Origin of the sequence: Jiella sonneratiae, assembly GCF_017353515.1 — a bacterium.
Taxonomy (GTDB): Bacteria; Pseudomonadota; Alphaproteobacteria; order Rhizobiales; family Rhizobiaceae; genus Jiella; species Jiella sonneratiae.
In genome coordinates this window covers 15538-35266 of record NZ_JAFMPY010000010.1, presented here as the reverse complement: position 1 = coordinate 35266, position 19729 = coordinate 15538, and the positions used below count along the sequence as shown (strand labels likewise).

The following is a 19729-nucleotide window of genomic DNA, read 5'->3' as shown; positions in this document are numbered from 1 at the left end:
TTTCGACGGGAGCAGCGCGGGGCCGCAGAGCCCGCATCAAGGCTCGGCACTTCTTTCAACAGGATCACCGTCGCCATGGGTCGCCCGTCCCGGGCACCGGGCCGTCACTCGCGGCCACGATATTATACCGGTCGGTCGGTCGACGATGCCTGCGCCGGTCGGGACCGGCCGGTCACGCGGGATCGGGGTGCAAGAGGCGATCCGACCCTTGCCGTCCGCGCTGGCGCATCGCCGGGGCGCGCGCTGGCGTATCCTCGCCTCCACGCTGGTCTTTACCGGAATTCCGGTTATCCTGCGCTGCAGTAAGCACGAACCGAAAGCGCCATGGCCGCAGTCACCTCCCGTTCCCAAGTGCAGCGGTCGCCCCTTTCCGACACCAAGCGGAAGATCATGAAGACCGCCGCCGAACTGTTTGCCGGCGAGGGTTACGGAAGCGTCGGGACCAGCCAGATCTCCGAAGCGACGGGATACGGCAAGGGCGCGCTGTACTATCACATTCGCTCCAAGGGCGATCTCCTCTACGACATCATGACGATCTATCTGGAGGATCTCCTGTCCGAAGCGCGGCAGATCCTTGCGGAAAAGCGTCACGTGAAGGAGCGCGTCTACGCGCTGAGCGAAAGCATCCTGCGCGCCGTCGTCGAGGACAAGGCGGAGATGACCGTCTGCTTCCGCGAGGTCCATGCTCTGGAAGACACGCGGCGCCGGTCGGTCCTGCGCCTCCACGGCGCCTATCTCGGAATCTGGCGCCAGGTGACCGACGACGCGGCGCGCGAGGGCGACTTCCGACCCCTCGACAACGACGAACTGAAAGCCCTCATGGGCATGTATTTCTATAGCTTCCTGTGGATCGGCAACGACCGGACGGCGGACATCCCCGCCCTCGCGGCGAAGTTCTCCGGCATCATCATGCGCGCCTGCCACGCCTGATGCAGGCTTTGGAGGGCGGGCCTCTTCCGGCTGGCGCCTGAAAGAGCGGACCGAACGGTCGGCGCCACGCATGAACGACGGAGGTCGCGAGGGCTGCGAAGAAACGGAGATCGGATCGGGCATCGTTGCTTCGAGGTCGCCGCAGCCCAGCGAATAGCGCCGGTTCCGGACGACGACGGAGGAGAATGATGTCCTGCGGAAAGGCCGCCACGCGAAGACCGCTCGGCAAATGTCGAACTCCATCCACCGGCCGACCACCAGCCGAAATTCGCGACAGCGCCTCCGCGACGGGGCCGCGGCCATCCTAAGAGCCCGTCCGGGTAGTCCCCGGTTGAGGATTGGCGAGGGATTTTCGTTGTCTCGCCAGGCGCCGAACGCAGTCGATGCCGGCGGCATCGGCGAGGATCGGCAACGAAGCGAGCGGCGAAAAGCGCCGCCAAGCCGACCCGAGTGACTTTCCGGACGGGCTCTAAGCCCGCTTCGCGTCCGCTATGAGGTCCCGGCATACCGACAGGAGCGCGGCGACCAGGGCGTGGACTTCACGGCCGCGATACAGGTTTTCCGTCCAGATCGCATGGTATTCGAACTGCGCCCGGGGCTTGAAGGGACGCAGGACGAGGCCTTTGTCGAGCCACGGCTGGGCGGAAAAATAGTCCGCGAAGGTCACGCCTATCCGGGCATGCGCCATGGCTGCGGCGCCGAGCATCAGGGGCATTTCGGCGACTTCGTTCAAGTCCACGCCGGCTTCGGCGAAGATCTTGTCGAACTTTTCCTGCTGTCCTTCGTGGCGCGAAAGCGAAATGAACGGGACGCCGTGAAAGTCCTCCGGCTTCAAGGCGGCTTTGCGGGCCAGCGGATGATCCTCATGGAGGGCGCACATCGCCTCGTTGCGGGCGATCAGCTGGCTTCGCATACCCGGTAATCGCCTGAAACTCGTCGTGACGCCGATATCCGCATTGCGTGCCGCCACCAGCGCGACGACACCGCCGGCATCGCGCGTCGTCACGAAGGGCCGGGTCTCGGCCGTTTGAAGCCACTGGGCGATTGCCCTCGGCAGGATCTGCTGCGCGATGATCGGCACTGCGGTGATGACCGTGCGGGACGGCCCGTCGTCGCCCATGCGGCCGACCAGACGATTGATTTCCTCCATGCCGACGAACAGGCGCTCGGCCTCGTCGAAGAGGCGCCGGGCGCGATCGGTCGGCTGCAGCCGTCCCTGCACGCGGTCGAACAGTTGGAAGCCGCAGCGTTCCTCGGTCTGAGCGATCAACTTGCTGACGCCGGGCTGGGACATTCCCAGGAGACGGGATGCGCCCGTGATGCTTCCCGAACGCATCACCGCGCGGAAGACCTCGAGGTGACGATGCCGGACCTTTCGCTCGTTGCTGTCCGACGGTCTGGAAGCGGAAGAACCCGAAGCTGAATGCGGCAATTGACAAGCCTTGTTAGCACGTCGGCCCGTCCGCCGGGTCGGTCGAACGGGCTGGAGTCATCCGACTTCGACGAAACCCGGACGTCACGGCATCCGCCCGCGATCGGCATCGGCCCTTCGAAAGCACGTCGTTCGGATTCGATGCGTCAGCCGCGTCCCTTCTTCTTCGGCCATCGGGCGCAACGCGCCCGATGGCCGGCCCGACGGGCGTGACGACCGCATCGTGCCGGCACGGCGCGACGCCCCCAAGCCCATAACCGGAGTTAAATCATCATAACCGATGTGGGGATAGACAAAATCTGACGGACTCGGGACACTTGTCGGGTATTCGGGCGCCACCAAGCGCCGAAATCGCATCCGTGGTCCCAATGACAAGTCCTCACACCTTTGTGGAGGGCGCTGCAGCCGATGCAGCGCTCTCGGCGGCGAAGCTTTGCGCATCGTCATCCTCGGCGCCGGCACCTGAATTTGCCGGCCGGGTGGCGCGGCTGCGGGCCCGGATGGCCGATAGCGGCGTCGAGATCGCCATCCTGGACGAAATCGAGGCGATAAGCTGGATCTCCGGTTACGGCACGTCCCTCAACCGTTGGCGCTGCGTCGGAATTCCCCTTGTGGGCGAGCCCTTCTACGTCATCCGTGCGCTCGACGCCGAGCCATGCCGCGAAGCCACCTGGATCAGGGACGTGCGCACGTTCCGCGATTGGGAAAGCCCGATGGTGCCGTTGGGCGAGGCGATCGGCGACCGCGGTCTCGGCAGGGCGACGATCGGCGCGGATTTCAACTCCTATTGCCTTTCGCCCAGCCGGCTCGAGGAGATGCGAAAGCATCTGCCGGACGCGCGGATCGTCGACACCGGCGCGATCGTGAACGAGTTGCGCCTGATCAAATCGCCGCTCGAAATCGGCTATCTGCGCCGCGCGGCATCGATCGCCGACAAGACGATGGCCGATGTCGCCGCAGTCTGCGTGCCGGGCAATTCGCACCGGGACGTCCAGCGCATCGCGATGTCCCGATATGTCGAGCTTGGCGGAGATGCCTGCCTGCCGGGGCCGATTTCGAGCGGCAAGGGCTGGAATTTCCTTCATGCCGCGCCGAGCGGCGAACCGCTCGCCCGCGGCGATACGGTTCATGTCGAGCTCATTCCGCGTTTTGCCGGCTACAGCGCCCGGCTCATGCGCTGCGTCGCCATCGGTCCGGAGAAGCCGGGGCTGGCGAGAGCGTCGGAAACGCTGGCTCTCCTCCAGGACGAGCAGATTGCGGCCATCAGACCGGGCGTGCCGGCCCGGCAGGTGGATGCCGTCATGCGCGACGGAATGCTGAAGTCGGGCCTTCGCGACAGCTACGACAACATCACGGGCTACACGCTCGGCCTTTATGCCCCGCAGGTTCCGCGCACCAGCGATTTCACCCGGATGCTGCACCCCGAGGCCGACTGGGTCTTCGAGGAAAACATGGTCTTTCACATCTACGCGTCGGCAGGCGGCGCGTCGATGAGCGAGACGGTCTTGGTTACCGCCGAAGCTGCGGAGCGGCTCACCCGCTTTCCGAGGCGGCTTATCGTAAACTCCCCAGGAGAGTTGGATGTTTGACGTCGTGAATACCGGCGTGGCCGCATCGGCCGCACCGGTGAACGGAATGGTGCGCAAGGGGCCGCTGGTGCTGACGGCGCAGATTCCGAAAGACCCCGAAACCGGCAAGGTCGTCGACGGCGACATCACGGTCCAGACCCGGCGGACGCTGGACAATCTGACAATGGGGCTCGCGGCCGCGGGTGGTTCGATCGCCGACGTCATGCAAGCCCAGGTTTACCTGATCGACGGCGCCGACGCCCCGGCCATGAACGCCGTCTGGCGCGAATATTTCTCCGCACCCTATCCGTGCCGCGCGACCGTCGTGGCGAAGGAGCTCCTCGCGCCGGGCATGCGCATCGAACTGACGGCGATAGCCTGGATCGAAGAGGCCTGAGATGGACGATCTGGACGGTATCGACGCCATCGTGGTCGGTGGCGGCGTCATAGGCCTCTCCGCTGGCATCCATCTGCTCCGCCTCGGGCAGAAGGTCGCCCTGATCGATCCCTTGCCCTCTCCGGGGGGCGCGTCCTTCGGCAATGCCGGCCTGATCTCGCCGGCCTCCTTCATGCCGATGGCGCTGCCGGGCATGCTGAAGCAGGTGCCGAAGTGGCTGCTCGATCCGCTGGGACCGCTGCGCGTCCAGCCGTCCTACTTTCTGAAGGCCCTGCCATGGCTCTTGCGCTGGATCGTGGCCGGCCGGCGCAGCCAGGTGCCGCTCCATGCCCTCGCCCTTCACCACCTGCACAAGGACGCATTCGACGGCTGGGAGAAGCTGTTGGGGGGAAACCGCTATGCCGGTCTCATCCGTCCGAACGGGGTCATGCACCTGTGGGACACCGAGGAGCAAAGCGAGGCGACGCGGATCGAGAACGAGCTTCGCGCCAGATTCGGCATTGCGGTCAAGTCCGTTCCGATCGACGAGCTGCAGGATTTGATGCCCGGCATCGACACGAAGGTCCGCCGCGCGACGCTGGTCGACGGCAACGGCTTCACCGTGAATCCGGCGCGTCTCGTCGAAACGCTGGCGCAGATCTTCGTCGAAGAGGGCGGTACACTCGTCCACGAACGGGTCATGAAGCTGATCCCCGAGCGGCGGGCCGACCGGCCGGACTGGCTGGTGATGACCAACAACGGCAACCACCGCGCGCCGCGGGTCGTCGTCGCCGCGGGCGCCTTTTCCGGCCGTCTTCTCGAGCCGCTCGGGATCAGTCTGCCGCTGGAGACGGAGCGCGGCTATCACGCCATGCTTCCCGATCCCTCCATCGCCCTGCCCTATCCGATCCTGCAGAAGTCCAGACACTTCGGCATGACCCCGATGGAGGGCGGCATCCGTCTTGCGGGAACCGTGGAGATCGCCGGCCTCGACGCGCCGCCGAACGAGCAGCGCGCGGAAGTTCTGTGGCGCAAGGCCAGGACGCTCTTTCCCGACATGAAGAGCGGAAAGCCGAAAATCTGGATGGGCTTCCGTCCCTCGATGCCCGACAGCCTGCCCGTCATCGGCCCGGTCAGGGCCCATCCCGGCCTGATGCTCTGTTTCGGCCACGGACATTACGGCCTGACCGGCGCGCCGCTCAGCGGGCAGATCGTTGCCGAGCTCGCGGTCGGGCGCAAGCCCGCCGTCGATGCCACGCCATACGCGCCGGCACGCTTCGGTGCCTAGGGGACGATTCCGGAAAATGCGAACCGGATTTCGGAAAAGATCATGCGCAAACAGGAAGATAGAGCGGGATGACGAGCGCGTTTCATCGCATCCCGCTGCAGCGTCCCGACAAAACCCAACCAGCACTCAAGCAACAGGGAAGACGATCATGACCATGAGCCTGAAAGGAATGCGAAGCTCGCGGCGCCAGTTCCTGGTGGGCGGCGCGACGCTGCTTGCCGCGCCCTATGTCCTGAAGGGCAAGGCGCTTGCGGCGGGACAGGTGATCGTGCGCACACCCGGCGGTGTCTACGACGAGATCATGCGCAAGAACGTCTACGACCCCTTCACCGAGGCGACGGGCATCACCGTCGTTCCGGTGGCCGCGACCGTGGCGAAACTGCTTGCGATGTTCGAGTCCGGCAATGTCGAACTCGACCTGATCGACACGGGCGAAGGCCCCCTCATTCAGCTCGAGCGCAAAGGCGCTCTGACACCCATCGACTACGGCAGCTGGAAACTCTCCAAGCCGGAGAACATCACCGAAGAATACAAATCTGAGTTCCGCGTCACGGACTTCGCCTATGCGACCGTGCTCGCCTACAATACGGACACCTTCAAGGGCGATGCGCATCCGGACAACTGGCCGGATTTCTGGGATGCGGAGAAATTTCCCGGGCCACGAATGCTGGCCGACATGGCAACCGGCACGCCGAACCTCGAATTCGCGCTGATTGCGGACGGGGTCGCCTTGAAGGATCTCTATCCGCTCGATGTCGATCGGGCCTTCAAGTCCCTGTCGCGCATTCGTCCGGCCATCACCCGTTTCTGGGATACGGGCGCCTTGTCCGCGCAGCTCATGACCGATGCGGAAGTCGTCACCGGCAGCATCTGGAACGGTCGTCTGCAGGCCGTCATGGACAAGGGCGCACCGCTGTCCTTCACCTGGAACCAGCACATGCTGCAGCTTCAGCAGGTCGCGATCTTCAAAGATTCGCCCAACGTCGCCGAAGCCCAGCAGCTGATCGACTTCATGATGCAGCCTTCCGTGCAGGCCGGCTACGGCGCGGCCTTGCGCTACAGCCCGTCGAACACCAAGGCCTTCGATCTGATCGACCCCAAGATCGTCGAGCAGATGCCCGGCAACCCCGCCACGCGGGACAAGGCCTTCGTCCAGAACGTCGCCTGGTGGGAAGACAACCGCGACGCGATCAACAAGCGCTGGTCGAGCTGGATCCTGGGGTAGGCCGCGCGATGTCGAGCGTGACACTGGAGAAGCTCACGAAGTCCTACGGATCGGAAACCGTCGTTCGTTCCATTTCCATGGACATTGCACAGGGTGAATTTCTCAGCTTGCTCGGCCCCTCGGGGTCGGGCAAGACCACCACCCTTTCCATGATCGCGGGCTTCGTCACGGCCGATAGCGGGCGCATTCTCTTCGGTGCGAAGGATGTCACCCGCCTGCCGCCGCGCGACCGGAAGCTCGGCATGGTGTTCCAGAATTATGCGATCTTCCCGCATCTCGACGTCTTCAACAACGTCGCATTCCCGCTGACCGTTCGCCGGCTGCCGAAGGACGAGGTCGAAAAGCGGGTGAGACAGGCCATGGAGATGGTCCGCCTCACAGGCTTCGAGACGCGCTACGGAAAGCAGCTTTCGGGCGGCCAGCAACAGCGGGTGGCGCTCGCCAGGGCGATCGTGGCTCAGCCCGAGATCATCTTGATGGACGAGCCGCTCGGAGCGCTGGACAAGAACCTGCGTTACCAGATGCAGATGGAAATCAAGGAGATATCGAGCCGCCTCGGCATGACCGTGATCTATGTGACGCACGATCAGGAAGAGGCGCTGACCATGTCCGACCGGATCGCCATCATGGAGAACGGGCGGATCGCCCAGTTGGGGGCGCCGCGCGACGTCTACGAACATCCAGAGAGCGTCTTCGTTGCCCGGTTTCTCGGCGAAGCCAATCTCGTGCCGGTGAAGCGCTTGGATGGAATACTGAGGGGACCGGGCGGCAATGCGCTGAGGGTCGAGAAAGACCGTTCGCAGCTGGCAACGGGCAAGATCTTCGTTCGTCCGGAAAAGATCCGCCTTTCCAGCGCGGGTGAACCGGTCGACGGCAATTTTCTGCCGGGAAAAATCCGCAGCGTCGCCTTTCTCGGCAACGTCGTGCGCACCGAGATCGCCGTCGACGACGAGGTCGATATCGTCTGCGACACCGCCAACAGCGACAGACTGGTGATGCCGAAGGCAGGCGACCTCGTGCAGGTGAGCTGGTTGCCGTCGGCGTGCCACGTGCTGGAGGGCTGAGCGATGCCGCTTGGACGACTGTCGCAATGGTTGCTGCTGGCGCCGGCACTGGCTCTCTTGTCGGCGCTTTTCCTCGTCCCGATCGTCTGGTTCATCGCGGGGTCGCTGGCGAGCCTCGGGGGCGCCTCTGAAATCTGGGGCGAAACCCAGAGAACCCTCGGCTCGACGGCCATCGTCAAGACGATCCTAAACACCAACGTCATCGCGCTGACGGTGACGCTTTTCGCCCTGCTGCTGGGCTATCCCATGTCGTTCGCGCTGTCCCGGCTGAAGGGCGCGGCGTTCACGCTCGTGCTCGTGTGTATCGTCCTGCCCTATTTCACCAGCATCATCGTCAGGACCTATGCATGGATGGTGCTGCTCGGCCGCAGGGGCATCGTCAACGACATGCTGCTCTCCCTCGGCCTGATCGATCAGCCGCTGGCACTGCTCTACAACCGGACGGGCGTGATCATCGGCATGACCTACGTGCTGCTTCCTTACATGGTCCTCACCCTCTACGCGGCCATGAAGGCCGTCGACATGCGCCTCCTTCAGGCAGCCGAAGGGATGGGGGCGAGACCCTTCGAAGTTTTCCGCCGGGTGTTCCTGCCGCTCACCATGCATGGCGTTCTGGCCGGCTGCCTGATCGTCTTCATCCTGGCGATCGGCTATTTCATCACGCCCGCGCTGATGGGCGGGCCGAGCGACATGATGATGGCCATGCTGATCGAACGGGAGATCGAGCTTTCGCAGAACTGGCCGGCGGCGGCACTGATGACGATCGTGCTCCTGGCGATCACGCTGGCGCTCTACAGCATCTATTCCCGCTTCAACGACCAGTCCGGCGCCGAGGGCTTCTGATGGGCGGGTTCTCGATCAGGAAAGCCGTCCTCGGGGCGATCGTCGTGTTGCTCTGCGCGGTGATGCTCGCCCCGATCGTCATCGTCGCGGTGGTCTCCTTCAGCGGCGACGCCTATCTCAAGTTCCCGCCGGAACTCTATTCGCTGGAGTGGTACGAGCGGTTTCTCGGCAATGCCCGATGGACCATGGCGCTGTGGAACTCGGTGCTCGTCGCCGCCATCACCTGCATCTGCTCGACAGCGCTGGCGTTCCTGGCGGCCTACGGCATGATCCGCGGAAACATGCCCTTCCGGCGGGTCATCACGGCGCTGCTTCTGATGCCGCTGATCGTTCCGCACGTGGTCACGGCGGTCGCGCTCTACTTCCTGTCGGCAAGGTTCGGGATGATCGGCGTCAGGCCATGGATCGCGCTTGCCCATTCGGTCATCGCGCTGCCCGTCGTCCTCATCATTCTGCAATCGGCGCTGAAGACCGTCGACGTCAATCTCGAGCGGGCCGCCATGATCTGCGGATGCAACCGGTTCGGCGTCTTCCACCGGGTGGTGCTGCCGTTGACCGCGCCGGCCATCATTTCCTCGCTGCTGTTTGCCTTCCTGACGTCGTTCGACGAACTGGTGATCTCGCTGTTCCTTGCGGGCATCAGGGCCGAAACGCTGCCGGTGCGCATGTGGAACAGCCTCATGCTGCAGGTCGAACCGACCATCGCCGCGGTCAGCACGCTCCTCATCGTCGTCACCTCGACGGCCCTGCTCGCCGAATGGGCCCTGCGCCGCCGGACGGCGTAGGATGAAAGGCTGAATGGGATCGGGAAATGTGCCGAGACCCGTTGAACCTCGAAGAGCCGCGCTGCCGGGTTGAATTGATATGCTCAGGACCCGCCGCCGCGATCCAGGCCCGATCGCTCCGTCTCGTCGACGGCGGTGGCGGTTTCGGGTCCTCTCCATCGACCCGATGATATGACGCCCCCACTCGCCCGGATCGAAATGCTTGCTCCGAGACGGCAGAGGCAGCTTGCCTGGCACCGGCCGCCGTGAGACGTCTCGCATGCGGGTGTGGCCTGTTGCGGGAGAGCGGCGAATGGCGACGGACGAAAGCAAAGGCAGGGCGCCGCTTGGCGATCGGCGGCCTCTTGCCTCACGCGAACGGCCATGGGCGGGCCGGCTTCTGCGGTTTCTGCTTCGCACCGGATTGACCGCCAATCAGATCTCCGCGCTCGGCATCGTCTTTGCGCTGGCCGGCGCCGCTGCCTTCGTCTTCGCCGCGCGCCTGCCTCAGCCCCTTCTGTGGATCGTCGGCGCGCTGTGCATCCAGCTGCGCCTCGTCGCCAACCTGATGGACGGGCTGGTGGCGGTGGAGGGCGGCCGGGGCTCGACCAGCGGCGCGCTCTGGAACGAGGCGCCGGACCGTCTGGAAGACAGCCTGTTCCTGGTGGCTTTCGGCTATGGCCTGGGGGTGGGCTGGCTCGGCTGGCTCGCGGCGCTCTGTGCGGCGATCGCCGCCTATGTCCGGCTTCTCGGTGCCACGGTGGGGCTGAAGCAGGATTTTCGCGGCCCGATGGCCAAGCAGCACCGCATGGCGGCCCTGACGCTCGCTGCCGGCATCGCCTTTGCCGAAGCCTTTCTCGCCGCGAGCCATCCGGTCTCGACGGCGCTTCTCGGCCTGATCGCCCTCGGCACCGTGGTGACCATCGCCCGCCGGCTGCAAAGCCAGGCCGAGGGCCTCGCCGGACGAGCCCGATGATTGCCGCGGCGCGCCTCGTCCTCATCGCGCTGACGCGCTTTCTCGTCGGCGGCCACGGGCGCTGGGTCGGGTCCGAGCCGACCTTCGAGCAGCGGATCTATTTCGCCAACCACGGCAGCCACCTCGATACGATCGTCCTTTGGGCGGCGCTTCCGGACGCGTTGCGGGCGAGGACGTCGCCGGTGGCGGCGCGCGATTACTGGGGAAAGGGGCGGCTCAGGCGCTTCGTCGCCCTCGACATCCTGGACTGCGTTCTCGTCGAACGCCAGGCGCCGGCGGGCAGCGATCCGCTCGCCCCCTTGCGGGCGGCCCTGGCCGACGGGCGTTCGCTGATCCTGTTTCCGGAAGGCACGCGCGGCGAGGGTTCATCCATCATGCCGTTCAAATCCGGGCTCTACAATCTCGCCAACACCCATCCCGGCGTCCAGCTGATCCCGGTCTTTCTGGACAATCTCGCCCGGGCCTTTCCCAAGGGCGCCTATGTTCCCGCGCCGATCAGCTGTGCGGCGCGTTTCGGCGCTCCGCTGCGCTTGCGGCAGGGAGAAGAGCGGCAGGCGTTTCTGGAGAGAGCGCGCGAGGCCGTCGCCGCGCTCGGCAGACCGGGAGAGGTCTGAACCATGGACGACTGGCGCATCATCGTTCTTCTTGCCGGCGTGATCGGCATCCTCCTGGCAGGTTCGCTCGCCTCCTTCGTCTTGTCGCGGCGCGCCCATGGCGAAGCCATGCAGACGACGGTTCAGAACCTCAATTCCCGGGTGAAGGCCTGGTGGGTGATGGTGGCGATCTTTGCCGCCGCCTTTCTTCTGGGCCCTGTGGTGACGCTCGTCCTCTTCGCGCTCACCTCGTTCTACTGCCTGCGCGAGATGATCACGCTCACGCCCACCCGGCCCGCCGACCACCGGGCGGTGGCGACGGCGTTCTACCTGTTCATTCCCCTGCAATACTGGCTGATCTTCGACGCATGGCAGACGGTCTTCGCCATCGCGATCCCGGTCTATGCCTTTCTGCTCCTGCCGGTCCTGACCGTCCTTGCCGGCGAGACCGACCATTTCCTGGAGCGGACCGCCAAGCTGCAATGGGGCCTGATGCTGACGGTCTATTGCATCAGCCATGCGCCGGCGCTTCTGATTCTGCGTATCCCCGGCCACGAGGGAGAGAATTTTCTCTGGCTGTTCTTCCTGATCGCCGTGGTGCAGCTTTCGGACGTCCTGCAATATGTTTTCGGCAAGCTGGCCGGCCGGCACAAGGTCGCCCCGCGCGTTTCGCCTGCCAAGACCTGGGAAGGGCTGATCGGCGGCGGCCTGTCGGCGGCGCTCGTCGGGGCCGGGCTGTTCTGGATCACGCCCTTCTCCCCGCTGCAGGCCGGCGGCATGGCGCTCGCCATCGTCCTCGCCGGCTTCTGCGGGGGTCTCGTCCTGTCGGCGATCAAGCGCTCGCTGGGCGCCAAGGACTGGGGCACGATGATCGAGGGCCACGGCGGGGCTCTGGACCGGATGGATTCCGTCACCTTCGCCGCGCCGATCTTTTTCCACCTGACGAACTACTTCTTCGCCGTGTGAGACGCCGTGTGGCCTGCTGTCCTTCACCGCACCCGGCGGCATGCAACTCGATCGACCGCCGGCGACGCCATCCGGCCTTTGTCCACTCGTCCAGCGGCAATCACATTCCCGATCACCAGCCGGCGAAGCCGCCCACTACGCCCAGCTTGAGGCCTTGCCGCTCGCCGCGTAGGACTCAAGCAAACCGGCCTGCGGGAAAGTCGGTGCGGTTCAATCCGGTCCCGCCGTCTACTGAAGACGGCTGTGGCGGAAGATCCATTCGCGGAGGGGCTCGATCGAATAGGCAATGCGCCAGGTGTTGCGGTGGCCGCTGGCGCCGGCGGTGGACTCCCCTTCCGGGATCACCGTTCCGGCGGCGAAGCAGACATAGTTGATCGGGCTCGCCTCGGCATCGAGATCGTCGAAGGCGAACTGGAACTGCTCATTCGACCAGGTGCCGTCCCACACCGCGCGGCTGACCGTTGCCCCTTGCGCCTCGAGCTTTTCGGTGATCGCATTCTCGCCGGGGAAAGCCTTGTCGTCGTCCTGGGAAACGACGATCCACAGCTTGTCGTTTGCCATCGGCGCCACGAGGGCGGGGTCCCACTGGCCGGCCACAAGCAGGGATGCGGCGAAAAAGTCCGGATAGGCGATGTTCATCGCGATCGACATCATGCAGCCGCCCGACTGGCCCGTCGTGTAGAGGCGGTCGGTGTCGATGTTGTAGTCCTTCGCCAGCGACTTGATCAGGTTGATCGTAGTGTCGAGCATGCTCGACGTCCTGGAATCGTCGTCGGCGATGATCTCGTCATATTGCGGCGCGAGCACGAAACACGGCCGCTTCGCCTGATCCTCAGGGCTCGCCCATGAAATCGCCCCCAGCCCCTGCAGGAGCGTGGTCCGGGGGTTCTTGCTGGTCGCGCCGGCATCATGCATGAAATTGACCAGCGGATAGGACTTGGATGGGTCGTAGCCGCGGGGAACGAAGAGATTGTAGGCCAGCGTGTCACCGGTCTCGGGGTCGGTATATTCCAGTTGCTTGAAGTCGTCGACGACGAGGTTGCGCACGGCCGACGTCTCGATCCGGGCGGCCGCAACGGTCTCGCCGTCCGCAGCTTCGAAGGCCGCCTGGGTGACCGTGGCGACCGGCTCGCGCCAGGTGGAATCGGCCGTCGCCGGATCGCCCGCCTTGCCGGGGCCGCCCTTGCCCGGCCCTCCCGGTCCGCCGGGGCCTCCGGCATCGCCGGAGCCGCCCGGCCCGCCTCCGCCCTTGTTTTCCGACTGCTCGGCCAGGATGGCGCCCTCGTCTTCCGGCGAGAGCGTCACGATCACGAACCGGCCGCTGTCGGCCTTGTCAGCCGGATCGGTCGACGTCGCAGTATATGCGTCGGTCACGGTGCGATCCGCGACGCTGAAATCGTCATTGGACAGGGCGTCGGCGTCGATCGTGTCGTCGAATTCAAGTGCCACGGCGACGAAGCGCACCCCATCGCCGAAGACTTGGGTGATGGCCGTCGCGGATACCGGCTTTGCCTGCGTCTGCGCGCCCGCCGGCAGGCCGAGAAAAGACACGGCGCCGATACCGGCCAGGGTGACCATGAACTCGCGGCGTGACGGCATTCCCTCGCCTCCTTCAGTCATTGTCGCTTTTCAGCGCGTTGAGCAGATCGATGATTTTCGCGGCGGCCATCTCGGCCGCGCCCTTGGCGAAGGGCGAGTTGCGCGCCTCGTAGGTATAGCGGTCGTAGGCCAAGGCATCGGCCATGTATTTGGCGCCGCCATCGACCATGGTGACCACCATGGTATGGGCGAAGGGGGATCCGCGTTTGATCGTGACGCCGATCGAAGCGGAAAGTTCCGGCTGGACGCCGACGATGGCGACATCGCCGAGCCGCATCAGGGCGACCGGCATGTCCACCGAGCCCGCCGGCTCATAGGCGAAGGACGCAACGGGGCCGACCGGCCGGTTTTTGGGCGACGAGCCCTGCCCCGGCACCTCGATCGTCGCGCGATGGGTTTGAAGGGTCGTCGCGCTGTCCATGGAGATCGCATCGGCGGTGCGCACGACGTCCTGGCCCAGCCTTTCGCCCAAAAGATCGAGGATCGTGAAGCCGGTTTCGTGAATATCCTCGCGGCCGACATTGCCGTTTGCGTCGACGACATGGCGGGCGGCTTGGAGATAGGGCGCCTGATCGCCCGCCGCGCCGACGAGAAAGAGCGCCACGGTGTCGGCACCATAGTGGTCTTCGACAAAGCGGGCGGCCCGCCCGGCGAGATCGGCGCTGATGAGCTTGCCGCCGCTCGCGCGTTCCGAACCGTCCATCACTGAGGACTGGACGGCGAAGTTCATCACGATCGCCAGGGGCGTCCCGTCATCGGCCTCCAATCGCACGATGCCGAGCGCGGGATCGGTGAAGCCGGCGTCGTCCGCACCGAGCCACCATCCGAAGGGCGTTTCGACGTCGCGGTTGACGCTGACCCGGCTGACGCCCTCGCCGAAACCGAGGCGCGCCGGCCGCATGGCCGTCACCGCGGCCTGCGCGGCCTGCCGCAAAGCCACCTCGAAGGCTTTCGCCTTGGCGTCGTTGCGCGCGGCATCGGTGCCCGCCGGCATTTGATCGGGGGGAAAGACATGCGGTGCGGAAAACGTGTGGCTCGCGCATACCAACGCGTTTTCGGCCGACACGTCCGCGATCTCGGTCAGGATCGACTTGAAGGACGCAATCGTCCCGTCGGTGATCGAGGTCAGGTCGACGACGGCGATCGCCGTTCGATGCTCACCGTCATCGAGCAGGAGAACCCGCACGGCGAGCAGGTCGTGCTCAGCGACGAACCCGTCGATCGGAAAGATATCGTCGGCGAAGACGACCTCCGCCCGCCCTGCCCCGGCCTTGAACGGTGCCGATTGCACATCCTGCGCGCGTGCGACCGCGGATTTGAAGGCACCGGCCGCCGCCATCACGAGCCCAAGGCGTAGAAGGTCGCGTCTCGATGGCATTGCTACGACTCCTTCCGCGCCTCGCGGCTTCAATCCCCGATCTTCATCTCGATCAACTGGCCGTCGGGCGCGAACTCGGCTTTGAATTCGTGGCCATCCGAATGATCGCCTTCGACCTCGATGCGACGGCCATCATGGAATTCGAGCTTGTGCAATTTCGCCTGCGACGGCCAGGAGTCGTTGTTGCGCACGGCCTCGGGAAGAAGCGGCGCGACCGCCTCCGCGCTGAAGCCGCCATGTCCATGAGCCTCGATCTCCTCGATGTCGCCGTGCCAGTCGACGTTCACCGCGACCCAGGTTCCATCCGGCAGCCTGCCCTCGATGTCGGGGCCATGAAAATGCTTGTCCTGCTGGATCTCGACCTCCTGAAGGCCGAGTTGGGCCACGACCCTGTCCATGGATTCTTGCCTCGTCTGGGCGGCAAGAACACCGGAAGCCGACAAGAACATGGCGAGGGCGATCGGCAGGCGGCGGCGCATGGGAAACTCCTATGATGAGCGCAAGCTGGAAAGCCGATCGGCGGGGGGCGCTAACGGATCTTGAGCGCCAGTTCGGTGCCGCGCTTGATCGGCAGGCTGATCGAGATGAATCCATTGGCGGGATCGCGGATGTAATCGAGGAAATCCGGCTCGGCATTGTCGTTCAGGACGTACCCGCCCACCCGCAATTGCGGCGCGACGACGTCGATGACCTGACGCGCGAGGGACGGCCCTTCCGGCATCGGCCATCCGTCGATGAGTGCGAAGTCGACCGGGCCGCCAAGGTCGCGCAGGGTCTCGCGCGCGTCGCCGAGGCGGATATCGGCAAAGGACGCGAGCCCCGCCGCGGCGAGATTGTCCTTGGCGATCTCCACCTTGGCGGGGACGAGTTCCGCCCCGATCACCTCACCGCCGCCATTGTCCTTGATCGCGGCGGCGAAGTAGATCGCCGACATCCCGACCGAGGTCGCGAAATCGACGACCCGTTTGGCTCCCATCTGGCGGCATAGGAGATAGATCAGATCGCCCTGGTCCGGGTGAATGGAAAAGCCGTAGTCGGCGAAGAATTCCGGGTCGTGACGCGAGTGGTTTCCGAAACTTTCGCGCGGCGGGCGACGCCGCGAGGCGTTCATTCTCGCGAGAACCTCCAAGACGCGCGCGTCGCGGATGGGGCTCGGCCGGTTATCTGGCGCGGATTTCTCGTCGGGCATTGTCGTTTCCTCAAGACAGTCCGGACAAGCGCGGAGGCCGCGCCGGCCGGGAATCGATCGAATGAGAGATAAGGTACTTAGTTGGTACCAATATTTTCCCGAAGGGTGGGATTGTCAAGGCATGGGGTAGAAGACGATCTACGACCCGCTTTGCCGGCCGGCGTGCCTGAGCGTTCCAAGCATCGGCCATCATCACGCCGATCCTGGCATCACGCCTCCTCGGTCAGCCGTCGCACAGGAGCATTCCGGTCGTTTTTCGGCCGCGGGATTGATACGGAAGGCCTCCTTGAATAGGGTACCCATATAGTTCCAAAATCGAGAGCCGTGGGTCGAAATCGTTGGAAGAGGAGCACCAGAACCCACCGCAGGTGGGCAGGCGCCGAGGCCGCCCGAAGCTCCTCAGCGACGCAGAATTGCGCGACCAAGTCCTCGCGGCCGCCATGAGCGCCTTCATCGAACAAGGTTTTGCGAGAACGACCACCACCGACATCGCGCGCCGCGCACGGGTTTCGAAACGCGATCTCTACCGGCTGTTCGCCGACAAGACGGAACTCTTCGCGGCGGCGATCGGCTCGCGGCGACATCTCATTCTCGACCTGCCGCGATCGGGCGGCGAGCGGCACGCGCCCCTCGAAGCCCTGCGGCTGATCTTCCGTCTCGACCTCAGCGATCGCGACGCCGACGAAAGAGACGCGATGCTCAACCTGGTGGCGCGGGAAAGCCTTCTGATCCCGGAGCTGAACGCCATTCTCTACGACACCCGCGTCATCCAATCGCGGGAACTGCTGATGGACTGGCTGCACGGCCAGATCGCCGAGGGCGCTCTGCCGGACCACGACGTCGGCCGTCTGGCGGGAATGCTGATGGACGTCGTGTTCGGGGCGCTCCTGCCGCGGCGCAAGCGCAAGGGCGCGGTCGACCGGACCGCCCAGGCGCAAGACATCATGGCTCGACTGGAGATCGTTCTGGCGGGCCTGAACAGCATTTCGAGAAAGGATAGCCGATGATCCCGGACCTCCACCCGCCTCGGGTCGCTGCTGGGGGCGCTGTGCCTCGTTCCCGCGACGGCCAGCGCTCAGACAAGCGAGACTGTGCCCCTATCCGCAGAGCAGCGGTAACTGACCCAAATCGTCGTGGCCGCACGAGGCTCTCTCGACAGCCTTGACCGCGACCGGTTGATGGAGGCCTGGCTGCCCGTCCAATCGTCCGCGATCCCTGAAGCTGCGGAATATACGCGCCTCGGCGGTCCCACAGGAGGCTCGGGGGGCCCGGCCGGCGGCAAGCGAAAGCGTGAGCCGGACGCGGAGCAAAAGGCGGGCAAGGGACGGAAAACCTCGCCATTTTTCGCAAGCTCGCCCTCAACGTGCCCAAGCGCGCCAGATCCGGCATCCGCATCAGACGCGAACGCAAGCGCTCCGGATGGTCCAACGACTTCGCCCGATCGTTTCTCGGCCAAAAGTGACAGGCCTGCGGAGCGTTCCGCGGCCCCTTGACGTGATTTTCGCCTCTATGTAATGCATTACATCACACAGGGGGCCAAATGACGATTATCGTGACTGGGGCAGCCTCGGGCATCGGACGCGCGACCGCGGAGCGCCTGCTGCGCGAAGGAAAGACGGTTGCCGCTTTCGACCGGGACGCTGCCGGCCTTGCCCGTCTGCGCGAGGCTGGCGCATTGGGCGGGGATCTTCGTCTAACGATCGAGATCGACATCGCCGACGAAGGCCAGGTGCAGTCGGCCGTGCGCCGCACCGTCGACGAGGTAGGGCCGATTGCCGGCCTGGTGAATTCGGCTGGCATCGACCATCTGGATCGCATCGCGGATTGCAGTTTCGCCGACTGGCGGCGGATCATGAGCGTCAATCTCGATGGCACCTTTCTGATGTGCCGCGAGGTCGTTAGGCACATGGCCGGCCGCGGATCCGGCAAGATCGTCAACGTCGCTTCCTGGCTGGCGAAATCGGGAATGGCCGGACACGGCCCCTACTCCGCCTCCAAATTCGGCATGATCGGCCTTACCCAGAGTCTCGCCAAAGAAGTGGCGGCCCAAGGTATCTGCGTGAACGCCGTCTGCCCCGGGGCGATCGATCATACGCGCATGCGCGAGGAGGCTGACCTTCAGTCAGAGCAGCGCGGCCTGCTCCCGGCACGGGCGCGGATCGACACCATTCCGATGGGCCGCTTGGGCGAGCCGGAAGACGTCGCCGGCGTCATCCTGTTCCTGCTTTCCAGCGACGCCGACTACATGACCGGCCAAGCGGTGAACGTAACCGGCGGTCTCTGGATGAATTGAGGAATCCGACATGCCGATGCTCGATGACGTGACCATTGTCAGCTTCAATCACTTCCTGATGGGGCCGCTCGGCGCGCAGATCCTCGCGGACCTGGGCGCGGACGTGATCGCCATCGAAGCGCTGGACGGCGCGTTCCAGCGCAAATGGAGTCCCAACAATACCTATGTCGACGGCGAGTCGATGCTGTTCGCCGCCGCGAACCGCAACAAGCGGAGCCTCGCGCTCGACCTGCGCAATCCTAAGGGCAAGGACATCGCGCGCCGCCTTGTGTGCACCGCCGACGTGGTGATGGAGAACTTCCGGCCCGGCGTGATGGACCGTCTCGGACTTGGCTACGAGGATGTCAGAGCGATGAATCCCGGCGTGGTCTATGCGTCCGCCTCGGGCTACGGGCCGGATGGCCCATACAAGGACCTGCCGGGGCAGGATCTTCTGGTCCAGGCGCTGTCCGGGCTTGCGGCCGTGACCGGGACCGTCGAAGGCGGGGCGCGCGCCGTCGGCGTGTCGGCGGTCGATCATCACGGCGCCGCGCTTCTTGCCGTCGGCGTGCTCGCGGCGCTGCACAGGGCCCGGCGCAGCGGACAGGGCTCCCGGGTGGACGTGAGCCTGCTGGCGGCGGCGCTCGATCTTCAGACAGAAAGCCTCACCGCCTATCTGAACGGCAGCCGTCCGACTGATATCCGTCAGCCCGGACATGTGTCCGGATGGCCGATGCAGGGGCCTTACGGCATCTATCCAGCCCGTGACGGCGACATCGCGATCTCGCTTTGCAGCAACCGCGAGCTTGGTGCGGCTTTGGATACGCCCGAGCTGGCGACAATTCCCGACGAGGAGAATTTCCCGCGCCGGGACGAGATTTCTTCGCTGACGGCGCGCGGAACGCGCAAGTTCACGGTCGCGGAGCTGCAGGAAAGGCTGACCGCGCATCACGTCTGGAACATGCCGGTGAACGACTACGAGAAGCTGGAGGCCGATCCGCAGGTGCAGCATAACGGGCATATCATGGCCGTGCCGAATGCTGCGACTTCGGCGACGGTGAAGCTTGTGGCGCACCCGGTCAGCTATGACGGCGAACGTCCGGCGGTGCGGCTGGCACCGCAGCCATTGGGAGCGCAGTCGCGCGACATCCTGCGCGGGCTCGGCCTGACCGAGGACGAGATCGGGAAGCTCATCGCGGACGAAGTGGTCGGCGTGCCCGAGGTCAAGCGTGCCCCGGTCGGCTACGCGCACAACCGGACCTGAGG

19 protein-coding genes and 1 pseudogene are annotated in these 19729 nt (G+C 65.1%); 15 read left to right on the top strand and 5 right to left on the bottom strand.

The genetic code is table 11. The features are described 5' to 3' along the window. The first annotated feature begins 324 nt into the window (after positions 1-324). Positions 325-930 carry a TetR/AcrR family transcriptional regulator gene (locus J1C47_RS11435; RefSeq protein WP_207350901.1) on the top strand — a complete coding sequence of 202 codons (606 nt, stop codon included), beginning with the start codon at positions 325-327 and terminating at the stop codon, positions 928-930. 469 nt (positions 931-1399) lie between these two features. On the opposite strand, the gene J1C47_RS11430 is transcribed toward J1C47_RS11435, so the two are convergent. Next, positions 1400-2362 carry a LysR substrate-binding domain-containing protein gene (locus J1C47_RS11430; protein WP_207350900.1) on the bottom strand — a complete coding sequence of 321 codons (963 nt, stop codon included), beginning with the start codon at positions 2360-2362 and terminating at the stop codon, positions 1400-1402. Between the two features lie 368 nt (positions 2363-2730). Here J1C47_RS11430 and J1C47_RS11425 point away from each other — a divergent pair, with 368 nt between their 5' ends. The 10 genes from J1C47_RS11425 (at position 2731) to J1C47_RS11380 (ending at position 12025) form a co-directional block, all read left to right on the top strand. Then, a complete protein-coding gene (locus tag J1C47_RS11425; RefSeq protein ID WP_207350899.1) occupies positions 2731-3951 on the top strand; it encodes a M24 family metallopeptidase in 1221 nt (406 codons plus the stop codon). Further along, entirely contained in the window at positions 3944-4327 is a 384-nt protein-coding gene (locus tag J1C47_RS11420) for a RidA family protein (RefSeq protein ID WP_207350898.1), read from the top strand. The genes J1C47_RS11425 and J1C47_RS11420 overlap by 8 nt, the downstream gene beginning before the upstream one ends. 1 nt (position 4328) lies before the next feature. Continuing rightward, complete coding sequence (locus J1C47_RS11415; RefSeq protein WP_207350897.1) at positions 4329-5594, top strand: NAD(P)/FAD-dependent oxidoreductase; 1266 nt, start codon at positions 4329-4331, stop codon at positions 5592-5594. 196 nt (positions 5595-5790) lie between these two features. Beyond that, the gene (locus J1C47_RS11410; protein WP_207350896.1) at positions 5791-6819 is read left to right on the top strand and encodes an extracellular solute-binding protein; all 1029 of its coding nucleotides are present in this window, start codon (positions 5791-5793) and stop codon (positions 6817-6819) included. Between the two features lie 17 nt (positions 6820-6836). After that, positions 6837-7883, top strand: coding sequence for a polyamine ABC transporter ATP-binding protein (locus J1C47_RS11405; protein WP_207350895.1), 1047 nt, complete (start codon positions 6837-6839; stop codon positions 7881-7883). A 3-nt stretch (positions 7884-7886) separates the two neighbouring features. After that, positions 7887-8726, top strand: a complete 840-nt coding sequence (locus J1C47_RS11400) for an ABC transporter permease (protein WP_207350894.1) — start codon at positions 7887-7889, stop codon at positions 8724-8726. Beyond that, complete coding sequence (locus J1C47_RS11395; RefSeq protein WP_207350893.1) at positions 8726-9511, top strand: ABC transporter permease; 786 nt, start codon at positions 8726-8728, stop codon at positions 9509-9511. Before J1C47_RS11400 ends, J1C47_RS11395 begins: the two co-directional genes overlap by 1 nt. Positions 9512-9803: 292 nt before the next feature. Next, positions 9804-10466, top strand: a complete 663-nt coding sequence (locus tag J1C47_RS11390) for a CDP-alcohol phosphatidyltransferase family protein (protein ID WP_207350892.1) — start codon at positions 9804-9806, stop codon at positions 10464-10466. Continuing rightward, positions 10463-11080 (top strand): lysophospholipid acyltransferase family protein, encoded by a 618-nt coding sequence (locus tag J1C47_RS11385; RefSeq protein WP_207350891.1) that lies wholly within the window; start codon positions 10463-10465, stop codon positions 11078-11080. The genes J1C47_RS11390 and J1C47_RS11385 overlap by 4 nt, the downstream gene beginning before the upstream one ends. Before the next feature lie 3 nt (positions 11081-11083). After that, positions 11084-12025, top strand: coding sequence for a phosphatidate cytidylyltransferase (locus J1C47_RS11380; protein ID WP_207350890.1), 942 nt, complete (start codon positions 11084-11086; stop codon positions 12023-12025). A gap of 228 nt (positions 12026-12253) precedes the next feature. On the opposite strand, the gene J1C47_RS11375 is transcribed toward J1C47_RS11380, so the two are convergent. The 4 genes from J1C47_RS11375 to J1C47_RS11360 all read right to left on the bottom strand — a co-directional run bounded on the left by J1C47_RS11375 (position 12254) and on the right by J1C47_RS11360 (position 16113). Further along, positions 12254-13603, bottom strand: coding sequence for a PHB depolymerase family esterase (locus J1C47_RS11375; RefSeq protein WP_207350889.1), 1350 nt, complete (start codon positions 13601-13603; stop codon positions 12254-12256). Positions 13604-13637: 34 nt separating this feature from the next. Then, on the bottom strand, positions 13638-14963 hold the full coding sequence (locus J1C47_RS11370; RefSeq protein ID WP_207350888.1) for a hypothetical protein: 1326 nt from the start codon (positions 14961-14963) through the stop codon (positions 13638-13640). 68 nt (positions 14964-15031) lie between these two features. Then, positions 15032-15481 (bottom strand): hypothetical protein, encoded by a 450-nt coding sequence (locus J1C47_RS11365; protein ID WP_207350887.1) that lies wholly within the window; start codon positions 15479-15481, stop codon positions 15032-15034. 50 nt (positions 15482-15531) lie between these two features. Then, complete coding sequence (locus tag J1C47_RS11360) at positions 15532-16113, bottom strand: O-methyltransferase (protein WP_245396502.1); 582 nt, start codon at positions 16111-16113, stop codon at positions 15532-15534. Between the two features lie 416 nt (positions 16114-16529). Between J1C47_RS11360 and J1C47_RS11355 the strand changes: the two genes are divergently transcribed. The 4 genes and pseudogenes from J1C47_RS11355 (at position 16530) to J1C47_RS11345 (ending at position 19727) form a co-directional block, all read left to right on the top strand. Beyond that, positions 16530-17198 carry a TetR/AcrR family transcriptional regulator gene (locus J1C47_RS11355; protein WP_207350885.1) on the top strand — a complete coding sequence of 223 codons (669 nt, stop codon included), beginning with the start codon at positions 16530-16532 and terminating at the stop codon, positions 17196-17198. Positions 17199-17512: 314 nt separating this feature from the next. After that, positions 17513-17653, top strand: a pseudogene (locus tag J1C47_RS23715) (ISAs1 family transposase); the annotation flags it as partial. A 78-nt stretch (positions 17654-17731) separates the two neighbouring features. Beyond that, complete coding sequence (locus tag J1C47_RS11350) at positions 17732-18484, top strand: SDR family NAD(P)-dependent oxidoreductase (protein ID WP_207350884.1); 753 nt, start codon at positions 17732-17734, stop codon at positions 18482-18484. A 10-nt stretch (positions 18485-18494) separates the two neighbouring features. Continuing rightward, complete coding sequence (locus J1C47_RS11345; RefSeq protein WP_207350883.1) at positions 18495-19727, top strand: CaiB/BaiF CoA transferase family protein; 1233 nt, start codon at positions 18495-18497, stop codon at positions 19725-19727. Positions 19728-19729: the final 2 nt, after the last annotated feature.